The sequence below is a fragment of the Melaminivora jejuensis genome (assembly GCF_017811175.1).
Taxonomy (GTDB): domain Bacteria; phylum Pseudomonadota; class Gammaproteobacteria; order Burkholderiales; family Burkholderiaceae_C; genus Melaminivora; species Melaminivora jejuensis.
In genome coordinates, this window is record NZ_JACWIJ010000002.1 from 1,106,165 (window position 1) to 1,133,022 (window position 26,858).

General features: G+C 56.0%; 22 protein-coding genes and 3 pseudogenes. 16 read left to right on the forward strand and 9 right to left on the reverse strand.

Annotation, left to right across the window (positions count from 1 at the left end; translation table 11 throughout):
- The first annotated feature begins 41 nt into the window (after nt 1-41).
- Complete coding sequence (locus IDM45_RS05365; RefSeq protein WP_209421942.1) at nt 42-1,058, forward strand: replication initiation protein; 1,017 nt, start codon at nt 42-44, stop codon at nt 1,056-1,058.
- 756 nt (nt 1,059-1,814) lie between these two features.
- On the opposite strand, the gene IDM45_RS05370 is transcribed toward IDM45_RS05365, so the two are convergent.
- The gene (locus IDM45_RS05370; RefSeq protein WP_209421943.1) at nt 1,815-2,183 is read right to left on the reverse strand and encodes a hypothetical protein; all 369 of its coding nucleotides are present in this window, start codon (nt 2,181-2,183) and stop codon (nt 1,815-1,817) included.
- A gap of 357 nt (nt 2,184-2,540) precedes the next feature.
- Between IDM45_RS05370 and IDM45_RS05375 the strand changes: the two are divergent.
- Nucleotides 2,541-3,627: pseudogene (locus IDM45_RS05375) on the forward strand (IS3 family transposase).
- 225 nt (nt 3,628-3,852) lie between these two features.
- Nucleotides 3,853-4,341: a hypothetical protein gene (locus tag IDM45_RS05380; RefSeq protein ID WP_209421944.1), complete on the forward strand. Its 489-nt coding sequence runs from the start codon at nt 3,853-3,855 to the stop codon at nt 4,339-4,341.
- A 194-nt stretch (nt 4,342-4,535) separates the two neighbouring features.
- Here the strand turns inward: IDM45_RS05380 and IDM45_RS05385 are convergent, their stop codons facing one another.
- Nucleotides 4,536-4,775 carry a transposase gene (locus IDM45_RS05385; RefSeq protein WP_325168947.1) on the reverse strand — a complete coding sequence of 80 codons (240 nt, stop codon included), beginning with the start codon at nt 4,773-4,775 and terminating at the stop codon, nt 4,536-4,538.
- 468 nt (nt 4,776-5,243) lie between these two features.
- On the opposite strand from IDM45_RS05385, the gene IDM45_RS05390 reads away from it, so the two are divergent.
- A complete protein-coding gene (locus IDM45_RS05390) occupies nt 5,244-6,362 on the forward strand; it encodes an ISAs1 family transposase (RefSeq protein ID WP_209421945.1) in 1,119 nt (372 codons plus the stop codon).
- A 316-nt stretch (nt 6,363-6,678) separates the two neighbouring features.
- Here the strand turns inward: IDM45_RS05390 and IDM45_RS05395 are convergent, their stop codons facing one another.
- The 7 genes from IDM45_RS05395 to IDM45_RS05425 form a co-directional block, all read right to left on the reverse strand.
- On the reverse strand, nt 6,679-7,236 hold the full coding sequence (locus tag IDM45_RS05395) for a hypothetical protein (protein WP_209421946.1): 558 nt from the start codon (nt 7,234-7,236) through the stop codon (nt 6,679-6,681).
- Between the two features lie 118 nt (nt 7,237-7,354).
- Entirely contained in the window at nt 7,355-7,723 is a 369-nt protein-coding gene (locus IDM45_RS05400) for a hypothetical protein (protein ID WP_209421947.1), read from the reverse strand.
- Nucleotides 7,724-7,917: 194 nt separating this feature from the next.
- Nucleotides 7,918-8,100 (reverse strand): zinc ribbon domain-containing protein, encoded by a 183-nt coding sequence (locus tag IDM45_RS18230; protein WP_209421948.1) that lies wholly within the window; start codon nt 8,098-8,100, stop codon nt 7,918-7,920.
- Nucleotides 8,101-8,401: 301 nt separating this feature from the next.
- Entirely contained in the window at nt 8,402-8,785 is a 384-nt protein-coding gene (locus IDM45_RS05410; protein WP_209421949.1) for a hypothetical protein, read from the reverse strand.
- A gap of 26 nt (nt 8,786-8,811) precedes the next feature.
- A complete protein-coding gene (locus IDM45_RS05415) occupies nt 8,812-9,231 on the reverse strand; it encodes a hypothetical protein (RefSeq protein ID WP_209421950.1) in 420 nt (139 codons plus the stop codon).
- Nucleotides 9,232-9,247: 16 nt separating this feature from the next.
- Nucleotides 9,248-9,637, reverse strand: a complete 390-nt coding sequence (locus tag IDM45_RS05420) for a hypothetical protein (protein WP_209421951.1) — start codon at nt 9,635-9,637, stop codon at nt 9,248-9,250.
- A 377-nt stretch (nt 9,638-10,014) separates the two neighbouring features.
- Nucleotides 10,015-10,629, reverse strand: a complete 615-nt coding sequence (locus tag IDM45_RS05425; RefSeq protein ID WP_209421952.1) for a hypothetical protein — start codon at nt 10,627-10,629, stop codon at nt 10,015-10,017.
- Nucleotides 10,630-11,038: 409 nt separating this feature from the next.
- Between IDM45_RS05425 and IDM45_RS05430 the strand changes: the two genes are divergently transcribed.
- From IDM45_RS05430 to IDM45_RS05475, 12 genes and pseudogenes are all read left to right on the forward strand, one after another.
- A complete protein-coding gene (locus tag IDM45_RS05430) occupies nt 11,039-12,010 on the forward strand; it encodes an IS5 family transposase (RefSeq protein ID WP_209421953.1) in 972 nt (323 codons plus the stop codon).
- Between the two features lie 367 nt (nt 12,011-12,377).
- Nucleotides 12,378-12,659 carry a hypothetical protein gene (locus tag IDM45_RS05435; RefSeq protein WP_209421954.1) on the forward strand — a complete coding sequence of 94 codons (282 nt, stop codon included), beginning with the start codon at nt 12,378-12,380 and terminating at the stop codon, nt 12,657-12,659.
- A complete protein-coding gene (locus IDM45_RS18235; protein ID WP_408631680.1) occupies nt 12,629-12,787 on the forward strand; it encodes a DUF1010 domain-containing protein in 159 nt (52 codons plus the stop codon). Before IDM45_RS05435 ends, IDM45_RS18235 begins: the two co-directional genes overlap by 31 nt.
- A gap of 358 nt (nt 12,788-13,145) precedes the next feature.
- A protein-coding gene (locus IDM45_RS05440) for an IS5 family transposase (protein WP_232654300.1) occupies nt 13,146-13,947 on the forward strand; the annotation gives its coding sequence in 2 pieces (ribosomal slippage) (nt 13,146-13,477 and nt 13,476-13,947; 804 coding nt in all).
- 222 nt (nt 13,948-14,169) lie between these two features.
- Nucleotides 14,170-15,108, forward strand: a complete 939-nt coding sequence (locus IDM45_RS05445) for a lysozyme inhibitor LprI family protein (RefSeq protein WP_209421955.1) — start codon at nt 14,170-14,172, stop codon at nt 15,106-15,108.
- A 119-nt stretch (nt 15,109-15,227) separates the two neighbouring features.
- Nucleotides 15,228-15,594 (forward strand): annotated as a pseudogene (locus tag IDM45_RS05450) (transposase); the annotation flags it as partial.
- A 67-nt stretch (nt 15,595-15,661) separates the two neighbouring features.
- Nucleotides 15,662-16,860 (forward strand): IS3 family transposase gene (locus IDM45_RS05455; protein WP_209421957.1). Its coding sequence is split into 2 segments (ribosomal slippage): nt 15,662-15,929 and nt 15,929-16,860, totalling 1,200 coding nucleotides; the frame shifts between segments, so codons are not numbered across the junction.
- Nucleotides 16,861-17,181: 321 nt separating this feature from the next.
- Nucleotides 17,182-17,385 carry a methylation-associated defense system helix-turn-helix domain-containing protein MAD1 gene (mads1, locus tag IDM45_RS05460; RefSeq protein ID WP_209421958.1) on the forward strand — a complete coding sequence of 68 codons (204 nt, stop codon included), beginning with the start codon at nt 17,182-17,184 and terminating at the stop codon, nt 17,383-17,385.
- Nucleotides 17,382-19,667 carry an SNF2-related protein gene (locus IDM45_RS05465; RefSeq protein ID WP_209421959.1) on the forward strand — a complete coding sequence of 762 codons (2,286 nt, stop codon included), beginning with the start codon at nt 17,382-17,384 and terminating at the stop codon, nt 19,665-19,667. Before mads1 ends, IDM45_RS05465 begins: the two co-directional genes overlap by 4 nt.
- Nucleotides 19,604-20,320 (forward strand): hypothetical protein, encoded by a 717-nt coding sequence (locus IDM45_RS05470; protein WP_209421960.1) that lies wholly within the window; start codon nt 19,604-19,606, stop codon nt 20,318-20,320. Before IDM45_RS05465 ends, IDM45_RS05470 begins: the two co-directional genes overlap by 64 nt.
- 1,485 nt (nt 20,321-21,805) lie before the next feature.
- Nucleotides 21,806-22,723: pseudogene (locus IDM45_RS17545) on the forward strand (DNA methyltransferase); the annotation flags it as partial.
- A 715-nt stretch (nt 22,724-23,438) separates the two neighbouring features.
- Nucleotides 23,439-26,834, forward strand: coding sequence for a DEAD/DEAH box helicase family protein (locus IDM45_RS05475; RefSeq protein ID WP_209421961.1), 3,396 nt, complete (start codon nt 23,439-23,441; stop codon nt 26,832-26,834).
- Nucleotides 26,835-26,858 lie beyond the last annotated feature (24 nt).

Consider the following 26,858-nt stretch of genomic DNA (forward strand, 5'->3'; position numbering starts at 1 on the left):
CACAATTTTTGTGCAAACTCTAGATGTGGATATTTTTAGAAATGGAAGCATTGATTTCGGCAAGCCGTACCAATTATTTGCAGCAGGCTATGCGATTTTTTAAGGAAACAGCACCTGCACGCCCTTTTTGCAGCGATGATCCACGCACTCAGGGTCAATATCAATTGAGGCGATGCGAAGCATTAAAGCGCCGCCATATCCAACCCAACACGCCTAAACTTGTGACGTGGCTTTGTTTCGACATCGATCGACCCGGCGCTGCCTACGACTGGTACGATCGCAACTTGCCGCCACCCACGTTGACTATCGAGAACCCCCACAATGGTCACGCGCACTTGGCTTATGCCCTGACCAAACCGATCCCGCGATCCGATATATCGCGTATCAAGCCCTTGCAATACATGGCTGCCGTGTCCGAGGGAATTCGCGCACAGGCAGGCGCTGACCTGGGGTACTCTGGTGGACTATTGAAAACGCCAGGGCACCCTGCGTGGCACACCGCGTCCTATGCTGGAACCTACAGCTTGGACGATCTGGCAGACTGGGTAACGCCTGTCAAGCTTGTAGATCTACGTAAGAAGGTCAAAAACAGCGAATATGCGGGCCTGGGTCGCAATTGTCTGTTGTTCGAGCTGCTGCGTACCTTCGCTTACGCCGCTTGGCGTCACTACCGTCTCGCAGGGTTCGAGACGTTTCAATCTGAGGTAGAACTGAGGGCTATCGATTTGGCAGCCAAAAGCAGCCCACGCACGCCCTTGTCAACCGCTGAGACCCGCGCCATCGCTCGCAGCGTAGCCAAATGGGTGTGGCGTCATTTTTCCGCTTCGGGGTTCGCGGCTTACCAGTCGGCAGTGGGCAGGCGTAAGGGCGCAGCCAAACGTGCCGCCGAGCTAGAGCGTGTGCTCCTCATGGCGTCTGAAGGTTATTCGCAGCGTAGGATCAGTGCTGCTGTCGGTGTTGCCCAAACGACTGTCAGCCACTGGCTCCGAACCCACGCCCAATCGACTGAGCAAAAGCCATATCAGATATACCCTGTCTGCGCCCCCCAGCCTCTCTGAGGGCCACGGAGTAGTCGGTCGCGTGAAAAATTAGTTTTTTGACGCAGACTGCATTTTTCAGCTCATGTCCATGCATGAGGGCGGCGGCTGCGCCACCGACCGGCCAAATTTGGCCGGTGCTCTGCCAACCAGGGCTTCCTGATGGCATCCATCGGTGCTGCCGTCGGCGTCCTCCAAACAACTGTCGGCCACTGGCTCCGAACCTACGCCCAACCAACTGAGCAAAAGCCATATCAGATATACCCTGTCTGCGCCCCCCAGCCTCTCTGAGGGCCCCAGAGTAGTCGGTCGTGCGAAAAAATTCGTTTTTTTGACGCAAACTGCATTTTTCAGCTCATGCCCATGCATGAGGGCGGCGGCTGCGCCACCGACCGGCCAAATTTGGCCGGTCAAAAGATGCCGGGAAAGAGGTGTCTTTGGATGCCGAAACTGATTCTGAACGCCAAAAACACCCACCCAAGTCCGAGCGCAGTTCGATAGCTGCTCGCGTCGAGTGCTTCGGCTGCTGCTTGGGTCGGGACGACCGGCCAAATTTGGCCGGTGCTCTGCCAACCAGGGCTTCCTGATGGCATCCATCGGTGCTGCCGTCGGCGTCCCTCCAAACGACTGTCGGCCACTAGCCCGAACCCATGCCCAACCGACTGAGCAAAAGCCATATCAGATATACCCTGTCTGCGCCCCCAGCCTTTCTGAGGGCCCCGGAGTAGTCGGTCGCGTGAAAAATTAGTTTTTTGACGCAGCTTGGACTTTTTTCGCTCATGTCCATGCATGAGGGCGGCGGCTGCGCCACCGACCGGCCAAATTTGGCCGGTCAAAAGATGATGAAAAGACCTCATCTTTTGAAAATTTTACGGAAATTCGCCGTCTAAATAACCAATGATAGTTATGAACCGAAATTTGATGCCAATAGGCATATTTTGGGTGCTTGACCAGGAGGCAGGCTCTGCGCAGTGGTGAGCCCTCTTGATACATCAAACGCGAGCAGCCTTGTGATCGGAGAGGCGAGGTGATCGCCCCGTGCTGACGAGCGACCGGCCAAATTTGGCCGGTCGAAAGACGCACGCCAAGCGTCATTTTTCGTTTGCTTTGACTTTCATCAATCCAGACGTTCTTCGAGCGTGCCATGGCAATCAACGTGGCGGATGAGCCAGCTGTTGCAAGAGCGCTCCTGTCCGCTGGAGTGGTTGGAGCCTTCGTCTGAGCGACCGGCCAAATTTGGCCGGTCTAAGATCCATCCACTTGGACAAGGACAGAGAGCTATCGCTGATCCTCCTTGGTACGTAAGTACACGGCTCTGCGCCCTCCCCGCGCCAAGCCTCGACACGCCGCAGACCCAAAGCGCTACCACGATCGGCATCGGAGATCTGAAGACGGGTAGAGGTAGCAAAGGATCGGCATCCTGCCCTCATAGCTGCCACATGGTAATCCCCCCGCAAAACCAGAGCACTGAGAAGTAGAAGTTTTCGAAGGAAAATTTCTACCATGAAGAAGTCTCGATTCACCGACAGCCAGATCATTGATGCACTCAAGCGCGTGGAGGCTGGTCTCGCCGTGCCCGAGCTGTGCCGCGAGATGGGCGTCAGCACAGCCACGTTCTACAAGTGGCGCTCGAAGTTCGGCGGCATGGATGCCTCGCTGATGGCGCGCATGAAGGAGCTGGAGGAGGAGAACCGCCGGCTACGCAAGATGTACGTCGAAGAAAAGCTCAAGGCCGAAGTGGTCTCGGAGGCGCTCGCAAAAAAGTGGTGAAGCCATCTCGCCGCCGCGAGATGGCTCAAAGGGCGTGCTGGAACGAGGCATGTCGATCCGTGCCGCATGTTTGGCGTTCCAGATCAGCCAGGCTTGCTACCGATACGAAGCCAAGCATCAGGCCGAGAACGATGAGATCGCCGACTGGCTGCTGCGCCTGACGGACAACAACCGCAACTGGGGCTTCGGGCTGTGCTTCCTGTACCTGCGCAACGTCAGAGGCTTTGCCTGGAACCACAAGCGCGTGTACCGAATCTACAGGGAGCTGGAGTTGAACCTGCGCATCAAACCACGCAAGCGCCTGGTGCGAGAGAAGCCCCAGCCGCTATCGGTACCAGAGGCCATCAATCAGGTATGGTCGATGGACTTCATGCATGACCAGTTGGAGGATGGCAGAAGCTTCAGGCTGCTCAACATCATCGATGACTTCAACCGCGAAGCACTGGGCATCGAGGTCGACTTCTCGCTGCCCACGCTGCGGGTGATCCGCACGCTCACACAGGTCATTGCCTGGCGTGGCAAGCCGCAGGTCATTCGCTGCGACAACGGGCCGGAGTACATCAGCGCAGCCATCGCGGCGTGGGCCGAGTCATGGGGCATTCGTTTCGAGCACATCGAACCAGGCAAGCCCCAACAGAACGCCTACGTCGAACGCTTCAACCGGACGGTACGCTACGAGTGGCTCTCGCAGTACCATTGGTCTGATCTTGATGAGGTCAGGCTGCATGCCACCCAATGGATGTGGATGTACAACCATGAACGCCCAAACATGGCCTTGGGCGGCATCACCCCCAAGCAGCGGTTGGCCATGGCCGCTTAGCTCTACTTCTCGGAGCGGTGGTTTATGGGGGATTACCAGGTGTTCGACAGGCGCGCTAGCATGAGCGCGGCAGATTTATGCAGAGGTTCCTTAGCCGCTCTAAATCTGTGTCGCCCGTTTCGGACGCTGCACTCTGCACCGATGTGGTATTCGTGTAACTTACGCGTTGTAAATCCTATTGTTATAAACTAGAATTTCCACTTCTAATGGAACAGGTAACAAGTGATGAAAAAATTGGTGTTTTTGGCTTGCGCTTTTTTTATTGGCTGTGGTGAAAGAACGCCGGAGGTGCCATTATTTGTTGAACTTAATTCTGACCAGATACAAGCGCTACCGGCAGGGGAGAGGGTCTGTTACAAAATTGCCGCCACTGTAAACGGCGTTTTCCCAAGCAGTCCAACCCAATGTTCTCCAATTAAAACAGCGTCAGGGGCAATGTTTAAAGAGAGTTTTTCTTTTTATTTAAAAACCTCTACCAAACAAGTTTCCGAATGGAATAAGTGGGCTTGTCTATCTGCGGGAAAGGTAATGGCTGATGGTGTAGATGTTGGTATGGATAAAATTTTCTTAAAGAGTCATCCTTCGAATAAGCGAGCAGCTGAAATAAGCGCCTATGTTTGTAGGAATTTGCAGGAAAAGGCTTCTCTTGGGGAAATAAATGGATCAGAAGTCTTAAAAGAATTTAATCGCTATTCGACCCTGAAGGATATGTAAGTAATTTCTTGTTTTTGGAAATGCCTTGATGGTTTTTTTGGTCAGAGATGATGCTAGAAAACCTGTGCACAAAGCACCTTGAGCTGTGCTGATGCGACGTTGAAAGGGTTCGGGTTCATCTTTGGCCGAATGCGCAGGCGATTTCAGCCCATGCAGATCGCTTTTGCGGCCCTGTGGCCGCACAGCAGGCGCACTCATGCCTGCACTGCACCCAACTGGCGTCGCACCATCCACAGATTGGACAGGGCAAACAGCGTGTGCAGTTGCGCCGTGTTCTTGGCCAGGCCCCGGTAGCGCACCTTGACGTGGCCCCACTGCCTCTTGATGACTTGAAACGGATGCTCGACCTTGGCCCAGACCGCCGCCCACGCCATGAAAGCCCGGCTGGGAACTCTGGCCCCTGATCGGTGCAGATGGCCAGTGGGTAGCCTCAAAACTGCGCGGTCTAGTCCAGCAAGCGCACGCTGTACTCGCTGCCCGTGCCGTGGTCCACCGTGATGCCCACGCACTCCCGGCTGAAGTCTTTGACCACCGTCAAGCGCTTGATGACTTGATGCGCCGGCCATTGGCCAGCGCGCCCATTATGAAGTCCGCGCTCCAGGTATTATTGGCATGGCGGCTACTCACCAAGGCAAGGGCGGACGCTCGCCTGTGGGATGCTTGATCTTGCAGCGCTTGCACACTGACAGATTGGCCAGCTTGTACAGACACCACACTCGCTTGTGATTCACTTAACGGCCTTCCAGAGCCAACAGGTCATAGATGCGCCGGTAGCCAAAGCGCCCCGCTTATGCGCCTGACCTGTCCCCATCCACCACGGTCGAGGTCCAGGGCGATCGCATCTAAATTTTGAGCCAATCTTGATGCAAAGTGCAGGCTCCTAAAGCCAACCGGATGCGACCTTGAGCCTGCTGCAACTGCTCCAACAAATTCCCGATCCCCGTGTGCAGCGCACCCGCCGCCATGAGCTCATCGACTTGCTGGCTATCGCCCTGTGCGCTACTGTCGCCGGAGCAGACAACTGGATCGAGACGGTGGAGTTTGCCCAGGCCCACCAGGCCTGGCTGCAACGCTTTTTGCGCCTGCCCTGCGGCATTGCCTCACACGACACCTTCGCGCGGGTCTTTCGCCGCCTGGATCCGCAGGCACTCGAACAGGTCTTGCAGCAATGGCTCAAGGGTATGTCTGCGAGCGCCTCGGGCCATGTGGCCATCGATGGCAAGAGCGTGCGCAGCGCCCACCGCAAGGGCAAGGGTGCGCACCACAGTTTGCATTTGGTCAGCGCCTGGGCATCTGAGCAGCGCTTGCTGCTGGGCCAGCGCAAGGTCGATGGCAAGAGCAACGAGATCACGGCCATTCCTGAGTTGCTCAAGTTGTTGGACATTGGTGGGTGCACCATCACCATCGATGCCATGGGCTGCCAAAAAGCCATTGCCAAGCAAATCGCCGACCAAGGCGCCCACTACGTGCTCAGCCTCAAGGGCAATCAGCGGCACATGTTCAACGTGTGCAAGAAACACTTTGAAAGCGCTGAAGCTGACAGGGGCCAGCAAACGTTCAGTGACTCAGACAAAGGCCACGGGCGCATCGAGACGCGCAAGTACCAGGTGTCGGCACTGCCGCCGGCGCTGCAGCGTGCGGCCCAGCACTGGCCCCAGCTGCAAAGCGTGGTGCGCGTGGTGCGCACGCGCCAACTGCCAGGCCAAGAGCGAGTCGGCGAACAAACCAGCTACTACCTCAGCAGCCTGAGCGCACACACCAGCGCCCAGCAAATGGCGCAATACATCCGGGGGCACTGGAGCGTGGAAAACCAGCTGCACTGGAGCCTGGATGTGGGCATGGGCGACGACAGCGGTCTGAGTCAGAAAGACCACGCTGCGCACAACCAGGCGCTGCTCAGGCGCATGGCCCAGCAGATGCTGCAAGCCGACACCAGCGTGAAGGCCGGACTCAAGGCCAAGCGCAAACGCGCGGGCTGGGACTTGACCTACTTGGAGCGGGTCATGGAGCTATGCATTTAGATGCGATCGCCCTGGGTCGAGGTCGACGCTGCTATACAAAAAGTGAAAAATCCGGTTACCACCCTCCTTTTTCATAGGGGAGGGTATGAGAGGTCTTTTTTTAGCGCTAGCTTTTATAGCTGGCAGCGCACTCGCACAGCCAACGGTGTTGAAGTCATGGTGAAGTTGGTATGACTTGAGGCAAGGAATTGACAATAATCTACCCTGTTCATGAGTCAGGATTTTAATGTAATTTCAGGAAATAAAATATATAATTCTTCATCTTCCAATCGGCGGCTTTAAAAATCAAAAATTAATAGTTTGCGTAAGTCCTATCTCATTTAATCACCAAACACGGCGCAGAAAAATCCACAACACCGTAACCATCAACATAATAATTATCAAATTCCTTTTTACTTCGCACGGCAGGTTTTTTGTACCAATCCTCTATTTTGTAAAAATATCGAACAGCCTTCTCTTTCCCAGATTTTTTAATCACTCCCAGGCTCTCCCGAAAAGCGATATAAACCACATCACCAGCATCCTTGGAAAAATTACCCAAATCGCAACTATTTGAACCAAACGTAACTACTTTTTGATCAACAGGAACAATGTCACTAATTTTCCTCCAGTCAGATGCATTACGACAACCATTTAAAATTCCTTCCCGGGACTCCCAAATCATTATTTTTGATTTTGACTCAGAAATATACTTATCCTGCCCCTTGACCCTAAGGGTATTATATATCATCCCCTCCCTAATAACATCACGATGATCCACCTCCACTTTTTTCTTACAAAAACCATCAGGAGGCATGCTAGGATACATTTCAACAATAGCTGCATAACAAGAAAAATTCACACCAAACAAAAAAACAAACATCATATTTTTCATTACAATCATCCTCCAAAAAAATTACACATGAATCTTAATTCGATAAATTTTCCATCAATTACCCGCTATTCCGAAATCACCCTCGTACAGGCAGTCGAACTACCGACTTCACGCGACCTCATTCACTGCCCGGCCTGCACCATATCCCCGGTATGGACAGAAAGGCCGCACCCGTTACGGCGATGACCACGCCATAGCCCGGCAGCGGCAAACCTGACGGGGACAGCCCAACCATGACAGCGACCACCACTACCGCAAGCAGTCCCGCCAACACCGGATAGAAGCCCGACGCCAGCCGCAGCACGCGGCATAGCGCCCAGGCCACGGCCAGCAACACGGCCATGCCCACGCTGACCAGCGGCCCCCAACTGAACAAGGCAGCCTTGGCAAGACGCGGGCTGACGGGCGTGAGCAATGACCAGCCAAGCCAGACCGCCAGGGTGACGGCGATGGAGGCGAGCAGGATCGGTAAAAGATTTTTCTTCATGCAAAGGGGAGCACTCGTAGATGAGCTCGGTATAAACATACTTTTGACTATTTGCGCGAGGAGTTGCGCCACCGTCATTTTACATAGACTTATTGCCCCGAAAGCAATGAACTTGATATCAACCCATATTCCATCAGAGAGAGCTTGGCGACCTGAATTTCAAGTTCTTAAATCTCTCATCAATAGCACAATTCCTACTTAAACAATTGAGAGCACCCTGAATACTCAAGCAGAACAACTGCAATAATTACACCAACAATAAATTGGATGATTTTATTGGCGTCGCTAATCCCAGGCTCACCTTTACCGCAGTGCGGGCATACTTTAGCAGATTTGGAAACTTCTTTTCCACACTCAGTACATTCCACTAGTGCCATATAATTATCCCATCAAAAAAACACCATAGAGGGTAGAAATTTCATATTTTCAAATAAATCAGAAATTTATTTCCGAAAGATAGATCCAAAAAATTTCAACTTGCCTCGTATCTTTAGGATTTACGCAAAGTATTTTTCGAAATAAAAGCAAAATATTAATTTCCCCAATGAAATCAATAATTTGCATCGACGGAAATCCTCTGTGGTTTAGAGATTTTCAAATAATCAGGACTTACGTAAGGATTTGCACCGCCGTCAGTTCGTATATATTTTGCACAACCCCTATTTAGCACTAGACAATTTATTGCCCAAGAAGGGATCTAAATACATTTCCAATTTGCTTCATTTCTTTATAATCTTTCAATTTTGACGACTCCCAACTCGGACTCCAGTCTTTCCCGCTCCACTTACCATCAACAGTTGTCACAGAGATAATCCCATCAGCACCATAGCCCGACTCATCTGAAATACTGCCAGACCAAGTCATATTAACTTTTAATCGAATTTCATTTTGCGAAGAATCTTGGAGATCATGCTCTATGAGATTGACTTGTATTTTTTTTCCTCCGTCATAATAACTACGAACAACCCACTTTCCGTAGAAATCAGCAAGTTCTCTGGCTTCACTCTGAATTCGAACCCGCCTCTCCTCCTTCTTCTTTCTTTCATTTTCTCGCCACGCCATTAATTCTTTTTCATATCCATCATAGTTTATTTTGATTTTTTATAATACCCATCGATCTCCCTTTCGACTCTCAAGATACCACTTTTCACCTTACCGGATGATATATAACACTGCTTCACTTTGTCTAGAATATTAAAATTTGCATGCCTACTACCTCTAGCAGAATTGAAATATCCATCCAAACCGGAATAGCCATAATTGGCACTCAAAAATTCATCCAGAGATTTCATCTTTTTCTGAATTTCATTACTCATTCCGCACTCATCCGCAACGGCAAATTGAGTTCCAGATTTTTCAGCAAGGGATTGATATTCTGCCTTATCCAGCCTGGGCATTGCAGGCTGAGAAAATGCAAAAAATGAAACAAAGAACAATCCGGAAATCAACGTATTTCGCGTGTTTTTTCTTCTACTCATCACAATATCTCCAGGAAGCATTTCAATCACAAACCCACGATTCATTTCATCTATTTAGAGCATCAACAAATGATTTTGGCAGTGGATTCATCTTTCCATTTCTATAAATATACGCCTCTCGCACAATTCCACCTGTCATCACTATTTTCCCATCAAGTCGCCCATTTTTATATTGATACTTAATCGCCTTAAATGGATTTTTATTAACTTCATCTCTCTTTGAGGGAAAATATCCCGTCGCCAAAATATCAGAATGCTGATATACAGAAACACGTATTTCCTTCAAATCACCGCCAAAATATTCGTACTCCCTTTTCAACTGCACTCCATTGCCACGATCCTCCATCTCAATTTTTGTATTCAATTCAGCAGCATTCAGAGCGGGATGAATAATTGCCTGAGATATAATTAAAAAGAAAAAACATACGATTTTCATAATTTCACCCTTGATAAATAAAACCTCATAAGCCACTATTCAGCATATAAAATTAGGCAACCAAATAAGCAAAGCCCCCATCGCGCCAATGCGCGATGGGGGCTCAAAAAAGAAGGAAAAAAGGAAAACCGAGCGGAACTATTCCGCTCAACCCGTTCTACATGCGGGCTGCGGGCTGCGGGCTGCGGGCTGCGGGCTGCGGGCTGCGGGCTGCGGGCTGCGGGCTGCGGGCGAACATGCGGCGGGGTGGTGTGTGGCGGTTACGGGTTGATGGTGGGCGGCAGGTGTCGCTTCTGGTGCCTGCTGCCACCTGCCTGCGCCGCAATATAGCAAAGGCCGTTACCTTTGCAACCGGGTGTAAGCCCAATGCTGTTCAGTTAGCGTGCTTCCTGCCACTGTGGGAGCGGCTTCAGCCGCGAATGCCCATTCATGCCGCTGGAGACATCCAAAGACAACATGCCAGCCAGCAGCGGGTAGCCCACGACCACCAGCAGAACCCCAACGCCTGCCACGGCGAACTGCCTTTGCAATGGCGTCGCGGCATCTGCCCACCGCACCCACACAAGCCAGACCAGAATCACTGCAAAACCCATGGCTACGGCGGCCATCCACCATGCGCTGGGAGTTGTTCCTGCAAGCACCTCGCCGCTCGCTCGAAAAAAGGTATTCCAGAACCTTTCCCGACGAAATGGCGACACAAAAACCCATGCCAGGAAAGCCGCCACTCCCGCACCAACGGCCATGGGCAGCCCCACGCGGATGGCATTGCGTGCTGAAAGGCTGATCACGACGGCAACCACACCCAACAATTGCAGGCTGTAGAAATCCGGCTGCGCCAAAAGGCATGCCGCCAATGCCATGCAACCCATGGCCAGCCCCGCATATGCGGCCATGCCAGGCACACGGCGCTGCGAGAACAATGCCAGGGCAACCACAAACGCCACCAAGCCCCACAACCCGAACGCAAGGACGCCACAGGGTAATAACGCCAAGCGCCGTTCTCTTCCACCCCAAGCCATAAAACCAGGGAACACAAGCCGATTGACAGCACAAGCCACGGCCACGGACTGGCCAGATGGCTGCGCAAGAAATGGCCCACGGCGGCATGGGCCTGGGTATGCAACGGGAGCAGCAGGACGGCCAGTGCCAGCGCCCCCCAGACCATGGCGGGCACTGACATGCCATGCCAAACCAGGCCCAGCAACATCAAGAACAACCCCGCCAGAACGGGGACGAAATACTAAGCAATTAATAAATTTAATTCACAAACCCAAATTCTGGATGTGCAAAGAATCCACGGACAATTTCCGGCATTTGCTGAAGCCTTTCCAAGGGAAGGTCTGCAAAACCCTTGGTCACCCCGACTGGTGCTGGGCGTGAACGTCTGGGAAGATGCGATGCATGGATCAGATCATGCTCGGCCTTGACCCGCTACCCAAGAAGACCCGCAAGGAGGTCTTCCTCGAAGAGATGAACCAAGTCGTGCCATGGGCTGCGCTGGTGGCGCTCATTCAAGCGCACGTGCGCGGCGCGCATCAGACGCTGGGCGGACGCCCGCCATTTGCCGTGGAGACGATGCTACGCATCCACTGCCTGCAGCTATGGTGGAATCTGAGCGACCCGTCCATGGAAGAAGAGTTGCACGAGCGTCCGCTGTACCGTCGCTTCGTCGGCCTGGAGGGTGCGGCGCGCATGCCTGACGAGACGACCATCCTGCGCTTTCGACACCTGCTGGAGAAGCACGAGCTGGCGCAGAAGGTGCTGGCCGCGATCAACACCACGCTCGCCGAGCGCGGCCTCATGCTCAAGACTGGCACGGTGGTGGATGCCACCATCATTGCCGCGCCGAGTTCGACCAAGAACAAGCGTGCAGCGCGCGATCCCGAGATGCACCAGACCAAGAAGGGCAATCAATGGCACTTCGGGATGAAGGCGCACATTGGTGTGGACGCCGCCTCGGGCTTGGTGCACACGGTGATTGGCACCGCAGCCAACGTCCATGACGTAACGCAGGCCGCGGGGCTGCTGCACGGCGACGAGACCGATGCATGGGGCGATGCGGGCTACCAGGGCGTGGACAAGCGCGAGGAGTTCAAGGACAGCAAAGTGCGCTGGGAAGTGGCCATGCGCCCGGGCAAGCGCCGCGCCCTCGATCCCGAGCGCGAACTGCATCAGTTGCTGGACAAGGCCGAGAAGCTCAAGGCCAGCATCCGTGCCAAGGTCGAGCACCCATTTCGCCTCGTCAAGCAGCAATTTGGCTACGCCAAGGCCCGCTATCGCGGGCTGGCCAAGAACACGGCGCGCCTCACGATGCTGTTTGCGCTGGGCAATTTGTGGATGGCGCGCCGACAGTTGATGGGCGCGCAGGGATAGGTGCGTCTGCAGTGCGCCAAATGGTCACGCGAGGGCCAGTAAACGGGTCTGCGCAGCGCTCAAAACGCTAGATTCACGCGTGCGCAACCATCTTGAGAAACAGAAATCCCGCTCGACATGGACGCAGTCGCCACGAACGGGGTTTTGCAGACCTTCCCTAACATTTCGTCGCAGCCGACCGGCTTTGCCGGCGGCTGAACTCAGACGTTAGGCGGCGATGCGTGTAGATGACAATGTTTAGAGACAGTAAACAATATCGTTGACTTTTGGTTACTCGCGAGATATGCTCTGACCCTCGTTCAACCTTCGGAGTACTCATATGGTAAAGCAACCTCAGCCGATCCAACCCGACCCGCTGGAACAAGTCATGGCCACTGTCGTTCAGGGCTTCAAGATGACCACGGAAGCGATCCAAGACCTTCGCGTGCAACAGGCAAGCCTGGAGCAGAGGCTGCAACAACAGGCTCGCGCCGCATACCAGGGAATGACTGGGAGTGGAAAATCAAGATATGCCGAGGAACTTGTAAAAATCGAGAGCGAGCAGAACCCTCGTGGTGCGCAAGCTCGTGTTGCTGAAACACTTGGCGTTACACCCGGACGCATCACCCAACTGTTGAAATCCGAGAAGAACCGCAAGAACGGCAAGTAACGCAAAGTCGCGCGTGTAGATACTTTATGCCTAACTGTGCAGTCAAGCCGACCCGCCTGCGGCGGGCGGCTTACTTTCATTCTTTACGCTTTTTTTGGAGTCTTCATGAATCTCATTGGGGAAGTTGATGTAGAGCTTGTATACGCAAGCGACCCACCGATGAATATTACAATTGATTGCTCAAAGTTCACGTGGGAGGACGGCGACAGAAATTATCCAATTTTTGTGTATTTTGGCGAATATTACAATATAAAAATACAAACAACCATTGATAGATCAAGGATCGTCGGCGATCCTGACGTATTTGGAGAAGTTACTAATCACCGAGAAATAAGAGATGTGATAATTAGAAGAGTCAACATTAGAAGAGATTTGGATATGAATATGGGACCATTTTACGATGATGACTAAACTGCCACCATTCAGCATAATAAGAGCGGCCAACAAAACCAGAAACTTACGCTAAGGCTGGCAGTCCTTGCCCTGATGAGACTTGCCCTGATCAGCCAAAAGCTCTGGGAAGAACTTGAGCCGCTGGTGCCCGCTGCCAAGCCCTCGCCCAAAGGAGGCCGTCCTCGGTTGGATGACCGCGCCGCCTTCAACGGCATTTTGTTCATCCTGATGACTGGCATCCCGTGGGAGGAGTTGCCCCAAGAGCTGGGTTTTGGCAGCGGCATGACGTGCTGGCGGCGCCTGAGGCAGTGGCAGCGCCAAGGCGTGTGGGACCGGCTGCACCAGGCGCTGCTTTGCCGTCTGCGCCAGTACGACCAGGTCGACTGGAGCCGCGCAAGCATCGATGGCGCCAGCGTTGCCAGCCCCCGGGGGCCAGGAAACTGGTCCCAACCCCACGGACCGGGGCAAGCTTGGCAGCAAGCGCCACATCTTGACCGATGCACGGGGCGTGCCGCTGGCGATCTTGGTCAGCGGGGCAAATCGGCACGACTCAATGCTCTTTGAAGAGTTGTTGGACGCTGTACCCCCTGTGGCGGGGCTGCAAGGCAGACCGAGAAAGTGCCCCGACAAAGTTTATGCGGACAAAGGCTATGACTATGCCAAGTGCCGAAGGGCGCTGCGCCAGCGTGGCATCCAGGCGCGCATCGCACGGCGCGGCATGCACAGCAGCCAGCGGCTAGGACGCCACCGCTGGGTGGTCGAGCGCACGCACGCTTGGCTGGCCGGCTTTGGCAAGCTGCGCATTCGCTTCGAGCGCCAATTGGACACCCACTTGGCCTTGCTCAAGCTCGCCTGCGCGATCATCTGTCTGCGCTGCGTGGAGCGGTTTTGTTAGCCGCTCTAAGGAACCTCTGCATAAATCACTCATCGTGATGAACACCCCCAAAAAATCAATAACTTACGTGTGCATAAAACGCGAAAAACGGATTTATGCAGAGGCTCCCTAAACATCTGTGAATGTGAACTAAATTTGTTTATTTCTTAGCAATGTTTGATTTTCGAATCCTGCAGCCGAACGCTTCGAGCAACGTCACTGCATCTTTTTTTGCATAGTACAATGCTTAGATTTCTTCTGCTCTGTCTGCTAGGCCTAACCTTTTCGGTTCATGCGCTCGAGTTCTACGAGAATTCCACAACCGGAGAAATAGTTGCTACGGGAATAGTAGAGCCACGAGATGCAGAAAAAATCGCAGGAATCATCACACTCGATTATCGGCAGCGGCATCACAATGTAAGAAACTTAGTAACAGTGAGTCTTGATTCTCCTGGTGGAAGTCTATTGGGCGGTCTGCGCCTCGGGTATGCTCTGCGTCGGCTTGGAGTGCATACGAATGTTGGAGCTAATCAGTCCTGCTTTTCTGCCTGCGCGTTGGCGTTCCTTGGTGGTCAGGAACGGACTGTAGAGGGAAGGTACGGTGTTCACGCGGCATCCCTCAACGCAAAAGCAAAGCAGGGCGACCGCAACGATCAACTTGACACCATTCAACAGCTTAGCGCAATCACCACCGCCTACGTTCACGAAATGACCGGGCGAACAGACATTGCGTTGAGAGCACTGTCCACGTCGGCTGCAAAGATCGCGGTCCTAGATGACTCCGAACTGGGATCCATGGGCGCAATTACCTTGGCTCGCCGCCCGAGCCAGTTTGGTCACCCGGGATTCAAGTGCCCTCAAGAGCATAACTTCACTGTACTAAGTGCAGTCTGCGCTCATATTGATATTTCATTTCTAGATCAAGAGCTAAACGTCCTCTATGCAAAGATTCAAAAAGAGGGCGCACCGGCTGAACTTTCGACAGAGCAAGATCGTTGGAGACGCTATCGAAACTCATGCATTAATGATGGAGCGCCTAATGGATATTCAAGCGTCGTGCATTGTGTGCGGGAAGCTTATCTTGTGAGGCGCGATCAGCTCATGTCCATGTGGTTAGCCATTTCTGCTAAAAAGAGCCGCCCTGGCTCAAGTAATTGGCGTCCCATCGAGCCGCGACGATAGGTTCGGGTCAACCAGTCCCTAAGAGCGTGTTCACGATCTTCGTGTGCTCGCAGAAAATTGAGCTGCTGCCGGTTTCACAGACACCTTGTTAAGGTGGAAGATAAAACCGGAGGTGGTTCATGGACAGAAGAAGAGCATTCAGTCGCGAGTTCAAGTTCGAGGCGGTGAAGCTGGTCACCGAGCGTGGCGTGTCTGTGGCCCAGGCGGCCAAAGACCTGGACGTTCACGAAAACGTACTGTGCAAGTGGGTGCGCGAGCTGCGAGAGGAGCCCCAGGAGGCGTTCCCTGGCAACGGAAAAAAAAGGGCCGCAGATGCTGAGATAGCACGGCTGTGCAAGGAAGTGGCCAAGCTCAAGATGGAGCGCGACATCCTAAAAAAGCCGCGGCCTACTTCGCCAAGGAGTCGATGTGAGGTTGGGCTTTGTGGCGAAACACCGAGGGCTCTGGTCGGTCAATCTGATGTGCGAAGCGCTCGGTGTCTCGCGAGGTTGAGGTTGCCCCTGAAAACTGGAGTTCTTAACCCTTGTTGAAAATAGCGACAAGGAGTTCAGAGATGAGTGACAAGCAGGTGCGTGCGCAGTACACGCGAGAGTTCAAGCAGGAGGCTGTTCGGCAGGTCCGCTCGGGTCAGGCGATTGCGGTGGTGGCCAAGGTGCTGGGCATTCCCAAAGCGAGCCTGGGCAACTGGGTACGGCTGTCAGCCAGGGGAGAATTGGACGGTGCGGGCGGTGGAGACAAGAGCATCCAGGTCTCGCCCGAGCAGATGGAGATAGCCCGGTTGCGTGCAGAGAATGCTCGCCTTCGCATGGAGCGCGACATCGCAAAAAAAGCCGCGGCGTACTTCGCGCAGGACACGCTGCGAGGTACGCCTGGATTCACCAAATGAGAAAGCTGTACCCGGTGAGTGTGTCCTGCGGGGTGCTGGAGGTCAGCGCAAGCGGGTACTTCAACTGGCTACGCCGGCGTGAGTCTGGCCACGGTGGACCTGCCCGGCGTCACAGCGACGAAGCCCTGCTGGCGTACATGCGCGCCATCCACGCCGAGGTGAAGGGGGAATACGGCTGGCCCCGCATGCACAAGGAACTGCTGGCCCGGGGCATCCGGGTGGGCAAGGAGCGGGTGCGCAAGCTCATGCAGCAGCACGGCATCAGGGCCAAGACCAAACGCAAGTTCGTGGTGACTACCGACAGCCGCCACAGCCTGCCGGTGGCGCCCGACTTGGTACAGCGGCGCTTTAACCCCGAGGCGCCCAACCAGCTGTGGAGTGGCGACATCACCTACATCCAAACCGACGAGGGCTGGCTGTACCTGGCTGCGGTCATCGACCTGTTCAACCGTCAGGTGGTGGGTTGGAGCCTGCAGCCGCACATGCAGGCCAGCCTGGTCAAGGACGCGCTGGCCATGGCGTGGTGGCGCCGCAGGCCACCTCCTGGACTGATATTCCACAGCGACCGGGGCAGCCAGTATTGCAGCCATGAGTTCCAGGATGCCTTGAAGGACTGGGGCATGCGTTCATCGATGAGCAGAAAGGGGAACTGCTGGGACAACGCACCGACCGAGAGCTTCTGGGGTCGGCTGAAAACAGCCAGCGTACATGGGTGCAAATTCGCTACCCGTGAGCAGGCCAGGCAGGCGGTGATGGACTGGATGGCCTTCTACAATCACCGCAGGCTGCATTCGTCGCTGGGCTACCTCAGCCCGATGCAGTACGAGCAGCGCTGGTACGAGGCACAGCGTAAAAAGGCCGCGTGAACCGTGGGTTAAGAGCTACACGAAACAGGGGCAAGGTCAGTTTGGGATTTTGGGTATTGGTGGTGGAACACGGAACCGAACCCGCGTCCGTAATCCGAGCCAGATAGTAACGCCTCCGCCTTGGGGGCGTGAATTCGACGAGTTGGCCACCCGCGCCTGAGGCCGTGCGCAAGCGCGTCGTACTCAGCTTGACTGAGGCAATCCATCCCACCCCTACCAAGTAGAAGACAAACTTTCCGAGCTCGGTCGCTTTTGGTCGCCAGTTGGAAAATTCTGCACTATCCTGTCGTCCTTTACCAATCATCCGACTGGCCCCATTCCATGCCCAAAAACACCAGCGAAAGCGGAATCCTGACGATCAAGGAAGTCGCCGAGTACCTGAAGGTCACGGAGCGGACGATCTACCGACTCGCGGCAGCCAAGAAAATACCGGCCTTCAAGGTCGGCGGGACATGGCGCTTCCGGGCAACGGACATCGACGGCTGGATAGCCGACCAGTCGAAGAAGGCGGAGGGAACCGATTGATCTCCGCCTACCACGCCAAGTACTACGCCCACGAGCTGACGCGGCGGCACGCCGCCGATGGCGTTGATCGCCTCTCCCAATCGCTGTTCGATGCCAGCGTCGATTTGAACCCGCATCAGATCGAGGCGGCGCTGTTCGCCCTTCGGAACCCATTGCAGGAAGGCGTACTGCTGGCTGACGAGGTGGGGCTAGGCAAGACCATCGAAGCCGCGCTGGTGGTTTGCCAATACTGGGCTGAGCGCCGTCGTCGGCTACTGGTCATATGCCCGGCTAGCCTGCGCAAGCAATGGGCGCAGGAGCTGCACGACAAGTTCGCCGTGCCCACCACCGTGGTGGATGCCGTTTCTCTGCGCAAGCAGTCCGCTGGCGACATGCTCGCCACCCTGCAACGGCAAGTCGGCAAGGCAGTCGTCATCATGTCCTACCAGTTTGCCGCCAAGCTGGAGGCCGAGCTGCGCGCCGTGCCTTGGGATGTGGTGGTCATCGACGAAGCGCACAAGCTGCGCAACGCGCACCGGGCCAGCAACCGTACCGGGCAGGCGCTCAAGCGCGCGCTGCAAGGCCGCAAGAAGCTGCTGCTCACCGCCACGCCGCTGCAGAACTCGCTGATGGAGCTGTACGGCCTGTCGACGCTGATCGACGAGCACCTGTTCGGCGACGAAACTGCCTTCCGCAAGCAGTTCATGAACAGCGGGACAGGCCTTGACGAACTGCGTGAGCGTCTTGCCAGCTTCGCCAAACGCACACTGCGCCGTGACGTGCTGGAGTACATCAAGTACACCGAGCGTAAGGCTCTCACCCAGCCGTTCAACCCCACCGACGACGAGCAGGCGCTGTACGAGCGCATCTCGGCCTTTCTGCAAAAGGAAGACTCCTACGCCCTGCCCAAGCAGCAGCGCCACCTCACAGCACTGATCTTGCGCAAGCTGCTGGCCTCCAGTTCGCACGCCGTCGCTGCCACGTTGGTCACCATCCGCGAGCGCCTGCGGGGCTTGCTCACAGCAGACAAAGCGGAAGACGATGGCAGCCAGCTGGTCGAACAGCTCATTGCCGAGGACGACTTGGAGCAGGACTACCTGGAAGAGGAAGCCAGCGAGGCAGAAGAAAACGCCGAAGTCCCGACGCCTGCGCCAGCCGAAGAAGGTAAGCCGGGCGCGGCAAAAGATGCCCATGCCGTCCGCGCCGCCATCACCGCCGAGATCGCGGAGCTGACTGCGTTCGTCGATGCCGCCCAAGCCCTGAAAACCGACACCAAAGCACAGGCGTTACTCAAGGCGCTCAACCTGGGCTTCGGCAAGATGGCCGAGCTACGTGCGCCACGCAAGGCCATCATCTTCACAGAGTCCAAGCGCACGCAGGAGTACCTGCACCGCTTCCTCTCAGCCAACGGCCACGCGGGCAAGTTGGTGTTGTTCAGTGGCACCAACACCCACGAGGAATCGACCGCCATCTACCAGCGCTGGCTGGAAGAGTACAAAGGCACGGATCGCGTCACCGGCTCGCCGCAGGTAGATCGCCGCACCGCGCTGATCGACCACTTCCGCAAGGACGACGGCACCGGTGCGGAAATCATGATCGCCACCGAAGCGGCTGCCGAAGGCGTCAACCTGCAGTTCTGCGCGCTGATCATCAACTACGACCTGCCGTGGAACCCGCAGCGCGTTGAGCAGCGCATTGGCCGCTGCCACCGCTACGGTCAGCGTTTCGACGTGGTGGTCATCAACTTCTTGAACACCCGCAACCAGGCCGACCAGCGTGTGCTGGAGCTGCTCACCGAAAAATTCAAGCTGTTCTCTGGGGTGTTTGGCGCAAGCGATGAAGTGCTGGGCCGCATCGAGGGGGGCCTCGATTTTGAAAAACGCATCCTCCAAATCTACGACACCTGCCGCCAGCCCGCGCAGATCGAAGCCGCCTTTAATGCCCTGCAGGCGGAGCTAGAAGAATCCATAGCCGACCGCATCAAAGACACCCAGTCCCAGCTGCTGGAGCATTTTGACGAAGACGTTCACGACCGGCTCAAGCTGCGATTGGACGAGGCTGAAGCGCGGCTCGACAAACTGGGGCGCTGGTTCTGGGGTGTTACCCGCTATGCGCTCAATGACCGTGCGCGCTTCGACGAACAGTCCTACGCGTTCTCTCTGAGCACGCCGCCAACTGGAGTCGCACAACTAGCCCCCCTGGCCGCTATCAGCTCATTCGCGGTGCGGCGCAGCCGGACATGCTGGCGCACGCCTACCGCCTCAGCCACCCGCTGGGGGAATGGAGCATTGATGCCAGCCTGAACGCGGCCACGCCCGTCGCCACATTGAAGCTCGACTATGGCAAATACGGTGCGCGTGTCTCCGTCATCGAGAGACTGCGCGGCAAGTCCGGCTGGCTGACGCTGGCCAGGCTGGAAGTCACCGCATTCGAGACCACTGAGGCGCTGCTGTTCTCTGGCATCACTGACGATGGTCAGGTGCTGGATCAGGAAGCCTGCGAAAAGCTGATGGCCATTCCAGCAGCAGGCAAACCCACTCCTTTGAGCACCACCGTGCCCGAGGCACTGCTGGCCAACAGCCAGCGCGCGGTCGCCGCCACCATTGCCCAGGTACTGGAAGCCAACCAGCGCCTCTTCAATGAAGAACGGGACAAACTGGAACGTTGGGCAGACGACAAGCTGCTGGCCGCAGAGGAAGCCTTGAAGAACACCAAGGCGCGCATCGCACAGTTGAAGCGTGACGCCCGCAAGGCTGCCACATTGCAGGAGCAAGACGGCATCCAGCGCGAGCTATCTGAGCTGGAGCGCAAGCAACGCCGCCTGCGGCAGGAAATTTTCGCCGTCGAGGACGAGATCATTGCCAAGCGCGACGAATTGATTGCCTCGCTCCAGCAGCGCCTGCAAGAAAAAACAAGCAATGAGACCCTGTTCAGCGTGCGCTGGCAGGTGCTCTAACCCGGTTCAAGTATCCGGAGATTAGGCCAAACCATGACCAACAAACAGAATCCAAAATTCCAGGAGCTCGTCGCCAAGCTGCGCGAGATCTTCCAGATCGACCGCCCGGAACTCGACTTCGGCATCTACCGCATCCTCAACGCCCGCGCGGGCGAGATCAACGACTACCTGCAAAACCGGCTGGCTGAGAAGGTGCAGGCCGCCCTGTCCGCTGGCAGCGCCGCCAGCGCCCAGCAGTTGCAGACCGATCTGGACGAAGCGATCAAACAGGCACAGGCGCTGGGCGCGAACCCCGACGACCTGCCCAAGGTCAAGGATTTACGCGCCCGGCTGAAGGATGCGACCGCAGGCAGCAGCGAACACGAGAACGCAGTGTTCTCGCACCTGCTGGCCTTTTTCTCCCGCTACTACGAGCAAGGCGACTTCATCAGCCAGCGCCGTTACAAGGGCGACACCTACGCCATCCCCTACGCGGGCGAAGAGGTGATGCTGCACTGGGCCAACAAGGATCAGTACTACACCAAGAGCGGCGAGAACTTCAGCAACTACAGCTTCAAGCTGGAAGACGGTCGCACGGTGCATTTCCGCCTCGCCGCTGCGGACACCGCCAAGGACAACCGCAAGGACAACGACAAGGAGCGCCGCTTTGTCCTGGTGACGGCCAAGACCGTCACCCGTGTGGATGAAAACGGTGACGAGTACGAGGAAGAGCTCGTGCCAGTGGAGGAAGCATCGGGCAGTGACGGCAATCAGGAGCTGATCATCCGCTTCGAGTATGCCGCCCAGCCCAAAGGCACCAAGCAGGAGGCGCTGGTCACCAAGGCCGTCGAAACCATTCTGGACGATGCGGCGGTCAAGGCCCGCTGGCTGGCCTTGGGCAACCGCGCGCCTACCGAGAAGAATCCGCAGCGCACTCTGCTGGAAAAGCACCTCTCCGACTACACCACCAAAAACACGGCGGACTACTTCATCCACAAGGATCTGGGTGGTTTCCTCCGGCGCGAGCTGGACTTCTACATCAAGAACGAAGTCATGCATCTGGATGATGTGCAGAACGCGGGCGCGTTCGCGGACATCGAAAAGAACCTGCGCATGATTCAGTGCCTGCGCGCCATCGCGCTGGAGCTGATCGCTTTCTTGGCCCAGTTGGAAGACTTCCAGAAGAAGCTGTGGCTGAAAAAGAAGTTCGTTGTCTCCAGTCACTACTGCATCACGCTGGATCGGGTGCCGGAAGCGCTGTGGCCGGAAGTGGTAGCGAACGCGCAGCAATGGGCGCGGTGGAAACAGCTGGGCGTGTGGGATGGCGATGCGCCGGGGACGGTGGAGGACTTGAAGGCTGCGCCGTTTCGTATGCTGGATACCGCGCTGTTCACGGATGATTTCAAGCAGCGACTTCTGGCTAACATTGATGATATTGATGCTGGCCTTGGAGGCACCGTTATCAACGCCGATAACTTCCAGGCGCTTGCTCTATTGAGCAATCGGATGGCTGATGAAGTCGATTTCGTTTACATCGATCCTCCATACAACGCAACCACGAGTGAAATAGCCTACAAGAATGGCTTTAAGCATGGTTCTTGGATCACGCTCATGGAAAATCGGCTGTCTCGGGCAAGAGCGCTAATGCGCGCTGACGCGCCAGTTTGTGTTGCAATCGATGAGAACGAGAGGGAGCACCTGTCGCTGCTGATGAAAGACCTGTTCTCAGACGGGGACATAACCCAAATCAGCGTGATCCACAATCCGCGTGGCATTCAGGGCAACGGGTTCTCTGTAACAAACGAATCAGCTATTTTCTTCAGGCCTGAAGGCAAGCTGTTGGGAAAGCGAAGTCTTAGTGATTCGAAGTCCAAGCCGCTGATGAAAACGGGCAGCGAATCAGAGCGGCACACGGCAAAGAACTGCTTCTATCCAATTTTCGTTAAGAACGGTGCAGTAGTCGGGTTCGGAGACGTTCCTGCTGATGATTTTCATCCGCGCAGTGCGTGCACTGAACTTGAAAATGGAGTTCTGGCGGTGTGGCCGATCTCATCGACAGATGGATTGGAGCGTAAGTGGCGTTACGCACGACAATCGGTCGATGCCATTATCGATAATCTTGAAGTTAAGACTGGAAGAAATGGGCTGCCCTCCATAAATCTCGCAAAGGACAAGGAGTCCTACAGGACTGTTTGGAGCGACGCCGAGTTCAATGCGGCCGAGTATGGAAGCACCCTGCTAAAGAATATCGTTCCTGGCAATGGATTTTCGTTTCCAAAGTCACTGTATACAGTTCGGCATGCGATCGTCGCAGCGAATTGTCGATCCAATGGGGTGATTTTGGACTTCTTTGCAGGGTCTGGAACTACCGCGCATGCGGTAATTTCTTTGAATAGAGAAGAGGAGCTTGATCTTTCGTATTTGATGGTTGAGCAAGGCGATTACTTTGACACTGTCTTGAAACCCAGACTTCAGAAAATCATTTTTTCCGCAGATTGGTCTGAGGGAAAGGCGACTAATCCAGAGACTGGTATCTCTCACTGCTTCAGGGTCCTTAAGCTGGAAAGCTACGAAGACACCCTGAACAACCTGCAACTGCGTCGTACGTCCGCGCAGGGCGATCTGCTGAACAGCCTGCCGCAGCAGGCCAAGGACGACTACCTGCTCAACTACCTGCTGGACGTGGAGAGCCGTGGCTCGTTGCTGTCGGTGGAAGACTTCAAGAAGCCCTTCGACTACACCCTCAACGTGGCCGTGGATTCGGCGGGCGCGTTCGAGCCGCGCAAGATCGATCTGGTCGAGACCTTCAATTTTCTGATCGGACTGCGCGTCAAGCACATCGACACGGAACCGCAGCGCGGCTTCGTCACCGTCACCGGCACCTTGCCCAGCGGCGAAAGCTGTCTCGTGCTCTGGCGTGACTGCGACGTACTGGACTACGAAGGCGTCACCAAGCTCTGCGACAAGCTGGCCATCAACCCGGCGGACAACGAGTTCGACGTGGTCTACATCAACGGCGACCACAACATTCCCACCGTGCTGACGCAGACGGCCGAGGAAGGGGGGCCACCCGCGTGCTCAAGCTGCGCCAGATCGAGCCGGAGTTTCTGGAGCGCATGTTCTCGGTGGAGGACATCTGATGGCACGGCCACGCAAGACCCCTGTCGCCGGTTCGGGCGCAAGCGGCGCAGCCGGTTCCACTCGCGGCGGCAAGAAGCGCAGCTTCCATCAGGAATTGGTGCTCAACCGCTGGGTGCTGGGCTTCTTTCAGGGCGGCACGCTGGCGGCACTCAAGATGCGCTTGGGCGATGACCGCTTCGAGGGCATCGACGAGGACGGCCAGACCAAGTTCTTCCATGAACTGATCCGAGGCCTGTTCGACCCGAACAAGGTGCCCGAGGCCGATCTGCGGCGCTACGACTTGAACGTCGTCGCGCACTGGCAGGCCATCACCGCCCAGCGCAATAAGCTGGAAGGCCACGAACTGCAGATGAAGTACTTCCAGTACCTCTCGCTGCTGTTCACCGAGCTGTATCTGGACTGGTACTTCAACCACCGTCAGGACTTGCTCGATGGCCTGAACGAGGAAATGGTTCGCTACCGCGCCGAGACGGGCGCGGAACCGTTCCGCGATTTCGAGGCGGATGATCTGAACAAGATCGCCTTCTGGAACGCCACCGGCAGCGGCAAGACCCTGCTGCTGCACGTCAACATCCGCCAGTACCTGCACTACTTCCAGGCGGGGCGCAGCGATCACTTTCCCGACAAGATCATCCTGCTCACGCCCAACGAAGGGTTGAGCCGTCAGCATCTGGAGGAGCTGCACCTGTCCGGCTTCGGGTTCTCGCAGTTCTTCAACAAAGCCCAGTCGCCCGCGCGCGGCACCATCGAAATCATCGACATCAACAAGCTGGGCGATGAGATGGGCGACAAGACCGTCGCCGTGGATGCCTTCGAGGGCAACAACCTGGTGCTGGTGGACGAAGGCCACCGTGGTACGGGCACGGCGGCGGGCGCGTGGATGGCGCGGCGCGATGCGCTGGTGCGCGGTGGTTTTGCCTTCGAGTACTCGGCCACCTTTGGGCAGGCGGTGGCCAAGGGCATGATCGTGGCGGCGGCGGAAGAAGACATCCAGAAGAAGCGCGCCAAGATGTTGTTCAACACCACCAGCCTGCGCAACCTGGACGACGGACAGAAGGCGCAACTCGTGCTGACCGCCGAGGACAAGCGCCGCGCGCGCATCACGGCCACGCGTGAGATCTACGCCAAGTGCATCTTGTTCGACTACTCGTACAAGTTCTTCTACGAGGATGGCTACGGCAAGGAATCGCTGATCCTCAATATGAGCGGCGACGCCTACGAACAGGCCGACAACGCCGCCAAATACTTCACCGCGTGCTTGCTGGCGTTCTATCAGCAGTTGTTTCTTTGGAGCACGCACCGCGACAAGCTGACTGACTTCAACATCGAAAAGCCGCTGTGGGTATTCGTGGGCAACACGGTGTCAGGCGAGGAGTCGGACATCCTGGAAGTGGTGAACTTCCTCGCGGCCTTCCTCAACAACGACACTCAGACCAAGACGTGGCTGGCCGACCTGATTGCCGACCGAGCGCAGATTCTGGATGCAAAGGGCAACAATATCTTCAGCGGGCGCTTCACGCCCTTGATGGGATTTTCCGGGAAGGTGGATGAACTCTACGCAGACATCGTGCTGCGCGTTTTCAACGCCTCAGCGAAGCAACGGCTGAAACTGGTCAACATCAAGAGCAGCAAGGGCGAGCTGGCACTGCGCGTGGGCGACGCCGAACCCTTCGGCCTCATCAACATCGGCGACGATGCGGGCTTCTTCGGGATGGCGGAGGACGTGGAGGCCTTCGATAGCGAACGCGACGACTTCGGCGGCGCGCTGTTCGGCACGCTGAACAACAAGGACAGCCGCCTCAACGTGCTGATCGGCTCGCGCAAATTCACGGAAGGCTGGAGCAGTTGGCGCGTGTCCACGATGGGTCTGCTGAACATGGGCCAGGGTGAAGGCTCGCAGATCATCCAGTTGTTCGGACGCGGGGTGCGCCTCAAGGGCAAGGGCTTCTCGCTCAAGCGCACATTGCCGCAGGACCGACCCAAGGGCGTGCATCTGGACAAGCTGGAGGCGCTGAACATCTTCGGCGTGCGCGCCAGCTACATGGCCGCGTTCAAAGACTACCTGCGCGAGGAAGGCATCACGCCCAGTGACGAAGTGCTGGAGCTTGACTTCCCAACGCGGGCAAACCTGCCCAAAGGCAAACTCAAGACCTTGGCGCTGAAGGATGGCTACAAGGACAACCAGAAACTTGGGTTCAAGCGCACGCACTTCCCGTGGCTGTACGAAATACCCACGCAGTTCCAGGGCAAGATCAAGCCCCCTCATGTGGTACTCGACCTGTACCCGCGTGTCGAAGCGCTGTCCAGCAAGGACAAGGGCACAACCCCCACGACGGAAGCCCGCAACAAGGGCAAGCTGAATCAGACGCTGTTCCCGGCTTTCAATTGGGATCGCATCTATCTGGCGTTGCAGGATTACAAGTTGCAGCGCAGCTGGAGCAACCTGCGGTTGGAACGGCAGAAGCTGATCGACTTCTGTGCGGGCACGCAGGATTGGTACACGCTGTTCATCCCGGTGGCGGAACTGAACGTGACGACCTTCGCCGACATCCGCAAGCAGGAAGACATCCTGCTTCGACTGCTGACGGACTACACCGACCGCTTCTACAAGGCCCTGAAGACGGGCTACGAGGGCCAGTTCTACGACATCACCCACATCGATGAAGATCACGGGTCGATGCTCAAGCTGTACCAGTTCGAGATCGAGAACAGCGACGACGGTCTGGAGTATCAGGCGAAGCTGGAAGTGCTGAAGAAGCTGGTGGCGGACGGCAAGATCGGAGAAGCCAGCAAATGGAACGCACCACACATGGTCGCCATCAGCTTCGACCGCCACTTGTACTACCCGCTACTGGCGTTGGAGGACAAGGATGCAGTGCCGCTGAAACTGCGTCCGCTGGCCTTTGACGCGCCCAGCGAATGGGATTTTGTCCGCGATCTGGAGGCGTTCTACAACTCCAGCGAAGGCAAGGAAGCGATTGGCCCGCGCAGTCTGTACCTGTTGCGCAATGCGGATCGGGAAGAGAAAGGTCTGGGCTTCGCGTTGGCGGGCAACTTCTATCCTGACTTCCTGCTGTGGCTGGTGGACGATGCCACAGGTGAACAATGGCTGACCTTCGTCGATCCGAAGGGTCTGCGCAACCTGGATCTAACCCACCCCAAGTTGGGCCTCTACAAGGAGGTCAAGACGCTGGAGGCCACGCTGAACAAGCAGGCCAAGACCGACGAGCCACGCCTGGTGCTCAACGCCTTTGTGTTATCGCCGACCAAGTTCTCTGACCTGCTGAACGTCGGTGATCCTGCCAAGAAGCAGGATCTGGAAGACCGGCACGTCCTGTTCATGGAGGACGGGCGGGACAAGTATCTAGGCGAGATGTTCTCGCGAATCATCTGATGGCCCATACATTTAAGGAGAAGC